Genomic DNA, 5,336 nt, shown 5'->3' with positions numbered 1-5,336 from the left:
ATGACGGCTTCGGTGCGCAGGGGGTTGATCTCGGAGACGGCGCCGACGAGCGTGGTCTTGCCGACACCGAAGCCGCCCGCGACGACGATCTTCGCGGAGGTGGTGGCGCGGGTGGGGGCGGCCGCGTTAGAGCTTGCGAAGTCCACTGAGGACCCTTTCGAGCAGCGTGACGTCGGGCTGGTTTCCGGATTCGCCGCCGGAAGCGGGCTGGTGGATGGCGACCAGGCCGGCCTCGGCCAGGTCGGCCACGAGGATGCGGGCCACTCCCAGGGGAAGGGAGAGCAGCGCCGACACCTCAGCGACGGATTTGACCTCGGTGCACAGCGTGCAGATCCGCTGGTGCTCGGGGAGCAGGGTGGCCAGGCGCTGCGGATCGACGTCGGCGGAGACCAGGGCCTCCAGCGCGAGTTCGTAGCGGGGCCGGGTACGGCCGCCGGTCATAGCGAACGGACGGATCAGCGGGCCGGAGTCGGGCTCGTCCTCGAACTCCTCGGTGTACCCAGGGTCCTGGGCCGGCCGGAAACCGGGCGTCGGCTCGGGCGCCGGTGCCGGAGTCGGGTAGCCGGGCGCCGGGGCGCCGTAGGAGGGCTGCTGCTGGGCGTACTGGTCGTACTGCTCGTACTGGCCGTACTGCTCCTCGGGCCTGGCATACGGGTGCTGGGGCTGCCCGTACTGGTGCCGGCCGTACTGCTGACCGTGGCCGACGCCGGGTGCTCCGAAAGCGTCATGGCCTGTGCCAGGGTACGGAAGACCGTATTGGCCGCTGCGGTCGTCGGGCGGTGTCACGGTTCCTCTCCTCACAAGGTGCGGCGGTGCGGTTCAGCTTCGGCGCGGGTCCGGAGCCGGTGGTGCGAAGGCCGTACAACGTCCGAACCCGAGCCCGCCGAAGCGGGCCCGGGAAGGACGCGGAGGTACTTCGAATACCTGGACGGTATCCGACGAACCGTCAGTGCAGGAGACTGCCCTGGAGTTCCGCGCGAAGTGCGGGGGTGAGGACGGCGCCGGCGCGGTCGACGAGCAGGGCCATCTCGTAGCCGACGAGGCCGATGTCGGAGTCGGGGGCGGCGAGGACGGCGAGGGCGGAGCCGTCGCTGACGGCCATGAGGAACAGGAAGCCCCGTTCCATCTCGACCACGGTCTGGTTGACCTCGCCGCCCTCGAAGATCCGGCTGGCGCCGGAGGTGAGGGAGGTGAGGCCGGAGGCGACGGCGGCGAGCTGGTCGGCGCGGTCGCGCGGGAAGCCCTCGGACATGCACAGGAGGAGGCCGTCCGCGGAGACCACCACGGTGTGGGACACCCCGGGGGTGTTGTCCACGAAATTGGTGATCAGCCAGTTCAGGTTCTGTGCGGCCTGGCTCATCTGAGTCAACTCAACGCTCCTGGTGGTTCGAGCCGCCGAAGAGATCGGTGCTGCGGTTCTGTCCGTTGCCGGACTGGTCTACCTGATCGGGGTCGATCCGGAAGCTTCCGGTGTTGCCGGCGCTGCGGCCCTGCTCCACACCGCGGCGCAGGTTGGTGAGGCGGCCACGGACCTCCTCGGGGCTGCGGGAGACCTGCGGCCCGTCCTGCGGGGTGGGCTTGGCGTTGCCGGGCACCAGGTTCTGCTTGGGCACGCGCCGCGGCAGACCGGACTGGGTGGTCCCGGCGGAGGAGGGCTCGCGCAGCTGCTCGGCCCGCTGCCAGTCGCCGTCGTTCGGCGACTGCCAGGCGGCGGTCGGGCCGGTCGGGCCGTAACCGCCGAGCGAGGACACGTCGTGGCCGCGCGACTCGAGGGGCATCGAGGTGTCCTTGGCGCCCGCGAACCAGTTCGGGCTGTCGCCCGACGGGACGGCGCCGGCCGGCGCGCTGCCGGGGCCACCGCCCGCCAGCTGCTCGCCGGGGCGGCGCTGCGGCAGCCCGGACGCCAGGGTGGTGGGCGCCTGGTCGGCGGCGGGCAGCGCGGGCGGCTCCGGGGCGTACGGGTGACCGGCCGGGGCCTCCTGGGCCTGGCGGCCGTACTGGTCGGCGTAGCCGCCCTGGTCGTAGCCGTACTGCTCGTCGGCGTACTGGTCCTCGGCGTAGCCCTGCTGGTCGTAGCCCTGCTGCGGGTACTGGTCGTAGCCGTCCTGGGCGTACCCGTCCTGCTGGTAGCCCTGCTGCTCGTAGCCGTACTGGTCGTCGGCGTAGGCGCCGCCCTGCTGGTAACCCTGCGGGGCGTACTGGTCGTAGCCCTGCTGGTAGTCCTCCTCGACCTCGGCGTCCAGCACCGGGCCGTCCGGGGCGCCGCCCTCCAGGGCCGCGCGGCGGACCTGGTCGAGGCGCTGCGAGCGCTGGACGGCCTCCAGGGCCGGGCTGAACCCGCTGGAGCCGGCGTTGCCGACACCGGTGAGGTGGTCGTCGAAGCCGAGCTCGGCGGCGCTGCGGGCGCGGGCGTCGGGCGCCCACTGGTCGGTCGGCTCCTGGTCGGCGAAGATCCGGGAGACGGTGAACTGCTCCTCGGGCTCCGGCGCGGCACCGCCCTGGGTGACGAACGGCGGGAGCATGACCAGCGAGGTCGTGCCGGCCGACTCGCCGGACGGGCGGAGCTGGACGCGGATGTCGTGCCGCTGGGAGAGCCGGCCGACCACGAAGAGGCCCATGCGGCGGGAGATGGTGGCGTCGACCGTGGGCGGCTCGGCCAGCTTCTCGTTGATCTCGGCGAAGTCCTCGGCGGTGAGGCCGATGCCCTTGTCGTGGATCTCGACCAGCACGCGGCCGTCCGGCAGGCGGGTCGCGTTGACCAGCACCCGGGTCTGCGGGCTGGAGAACGAGGTGGCGTTCTCCAGCAGCTCGGCAAGCAGGTGGACGAGGTCGGTCACGGCGGCGCCGACGACCTCGACCTCCGGGATGCCGGAGAGCTCGACGCGCTCGTACTGCTCCACCTCGGACGCGGCGGCGCGGAGCACGTCGACCAGCGGGACCGGGGTGTTCCAGCGGCGGCCGGCCTCCTCGCCCGCGAGGACGAGCAGGTTCTCACCGTTGCGGCGCATACGGGTCGCGAGGTGGTCCAGCTTGAAGAGGTTCTCCAGCTGGTCCGGGTCGGCCTCGTTGTTCTCCAGGTCGGTGATCAGCGCCAGCTGGCGCTGGATGAGGCCCTGGCTGCGGCGCGACAGGTTGGTGAAGATCGCGTTGACGTTCCCTCGCAGCAGGGCCTGCTCGGCGGCGAGCGCCACGGCCTGCTGGTGGACCTGGTCGAATGCCCGGGCGACTTCGCCGATCTCGTCCTTGCCGTGCAGCGGGATCGGGGTCACCGAGGTGTCGACCCGGTCGGGGTCGGTCTTGGAGAGCTTCTCGACCAGGTCGGGCAGACGGTGGTCGGCGATCTCCAGGGCGGCGCTGCGCAGGGTGCGCATGCCGAGGATCATCGAGCGGGCGACGTAACCGGTGAGCAGGCCGGCCAGGATCAGCGAGGCGACGACGATGACCGTGTTGAGGATGGCGTCGTAGAGCGCGTTGTCCTTCAGGTTGCGGGACTCGGTGAGGACGTCGTCCAGCAGCACGACTTCGGTGTTCCGCAGGGCCTGGATGTGGGTGTTGGCGGCCTGGTTCCAGTTGTCCGGGGTCAGGCCGGAGGCCTTCGCCTCGGCGAACGCGGCGTCGGCGGTGGCCTTGCCCTTCAGCTGGCCCTCGGCGGCGGCCTGGCTGTACGCGGCGGCCAGGGCCAGCAGGCCCTGCATGGTGGGCGCGTGGCCGTTCGGCATCTTGTACGCCGAGCGGTCCTGGGCGGTGGCCAGGGCGACCTGCGCGTCCGAGTACTTCTTGGCGTCCTCGGGGGCGCTACCGGTGTTGAACTCGTTGAGGGAGACCTGCTCCAGCTTCTCCGCGACCACGATCTGCTGGGTCGCGTCGGCGTTCTCGTACCGGGTGGTGCCGTTCTGCGCGATGCCGACCAGCAGGCTCAGCATCAGCGAGCGCTGGGTCGAGGCGGAGGCCTTGGCCAGGGACATCGCGTAGATCGCGCGGCCCTTGCTGGTGGCGTTGGAGGAGCCCATGCCGACCGAGTTGTCGTAGGCCAGCAGCGGGGCGAACATCACCGAGTAGGCGCTCGCGGTCGCGCTGAGGAACAGCTCGGGGCTGTACGCGTTGGCCCGCAGGTGCGGCAGGTCGATGATCAGCGACTGGAAGGCCTCGTGGCGGCGCGGCAGCTCACCGGACTTGTCGGTGGCCTCGTACGCGGCGTTGTAGGCCTTCAGCGCGGCGTCGGTGTCGGCGCGGCGCTTGGTGACCTCGTTGTTCGGGTCCTGCTTGGTGAGCAGGGGTATGAGCGTCTTGTCGCGCTCGTTCTCCAGCGCTTCGGCGAGCTCGGTCGCGGCCTTGGCCAGCTCGGCGGTCTTCTCGGCGCGGGAGGCCTTGATGTAGCCGTCGACCGAGGTGTTCACTCGCAGACCACCGAAGACGAGACTGATGATCACGGGGATCAGCAGGATCGCGATCAGACGGGTCGGCACACGCCAGTTCCGCGGGCGGAGGAACTCGTACCGGCCCGTGCCGCCTTCGCCGCCCTGCGCGCCGCCGCTGCGGGGCGCCGAGGCGAGGCTCGGGGGCGTCGAAGCCGGTGCGGCCGGGGGGCGTTCCTCGGTGGGAGTGAACGCGGAGAATCCGGCCGGGCTCCCGGGGGTACCGTTCGGCTCGCTCTGGCGGGGCTCGGAGCGCCGCTGCGGGGCGGGTTGCTGCTTACGCCTCACTCGACAACTACCTCTCGGCCGACAGTCGGCCATGGATCAATCCAGCGCTACCCCCGGGCCCTGACCCGTCGCCGGACGGGCCGACACGAAAGAATCAGGGGTAGCTGGAATTTCAGCACGTGCAGGGATGGGGGACAAACAGCCGCCGTCCGGCACCCGCGTCGGCGCAATCCGGACATTCACCGACATGACGGAGCAAAACCGTGGTCATCTGGCGCTGAGTGACGCTGAATCGCCACGCTGCGTCATTGTTGATCACAAAATGCCTACCGAACTGTTATCGGCTGCTTATACACGGGTCTTGCGCGGGGCCCCGGAAGGACACCGGCCCGTAAGCGGCGCGGCCCCGTCGGCCCGTTGCAACGACGGGCCGACGGGGCTGACTGGTTCCGGTTGCCCGCGCGCTCGCCGCCGGGCCGTCCGGGTCCGGTGCGCGGCGCGTCCCGCTCAGCGGAGGCGGGCGAGCAGGGCGTGTTCGACGAGGGTGATGAGGGCACTCTTGGCGCTGTCGCGGCGGCGGGCGTCGAGCGTGACCACAGGGGTGTCGGGGCCCAGCTGGAGGGCTTCGCGGACCTCGTCGGCGGTGTGGGGCTGGTGTCCGTCGAAGCCGTTGAGGGCGACGACGAACGGCAG

Annotated in this window: 3 protein-coding genes and 2 pseudogenes; all 5 read right to left on the bottom strand. The window is 71.1% G+C overall.

Going from position 1 to position 5,336, the window contains the following annotated elements:
- Positions 1–146: pseudogene (locus ACZ52R_RS43290) on the bottom strand (ATP-binding protein); the annotation flags it as partial.
- Complete coding sequence (locus ACZ52R_RS43285; protein WP_360498804.1) at positions 127–786, bottom strand: DUF742 domain-containing protein; 660 nt, start codon at positions 784–786, stop codon at positions 127–129. The pseudogene ACZ52R_RS43290 and the gene ACZ52R_RS43285, both read right to left, overlap by 20 nt.
- 160 nt (positions 787–946) lie before the next feature.
- Positions 947–1,360, bottom strand: coding sequence for a roadblock/LC7 domain-containing protein (locus ACZ52R_RS43280; protein ID WP_030248297.1), 414 nt, complete (start codon positions 1,358–1,360; stop codon positions 947–949).
- Positions 1,361–1,370: 10 nt separating this feature from the next.
- On the bottom strand, positions 1,371–4,466 hold the full coding sequence (locus ACZ52R_RS43275) for a nitrate- and nitrite sensing domain-containing protein (RefSeq protein WP_465626808.1): 3,096 nt from the start codon (positions 4,464–4,466) through the stop codon (positions 1,371–1,373).
- Positions 4,467–5,150: 684 nt separating this feature from the next.
- A pseudogene (locus tag ACZ52R_RS43270) lies at positions 5,151–5,336 on the bottom strand (ATP-binding protein); the annotation flags it as partial.

This window comes from Kitasatospora sp. NPDC034023 (assembly GCF_055575795.1).
The sequence above is the reverse complement of the archived record's forward strand: the minus strand, read 5'-3'. Positions and strand labels throughout refer to the sequence as shown.

Coding starts and splice junctions, on each gene's coding strand:
- ACZ52R_RS43280 (WP_030248297.1), bottom strand. CDS start 1,360: ATGAGCCAGGCCGCACAGAACCTGAACTGGCTGATCACCAATTTCGTG.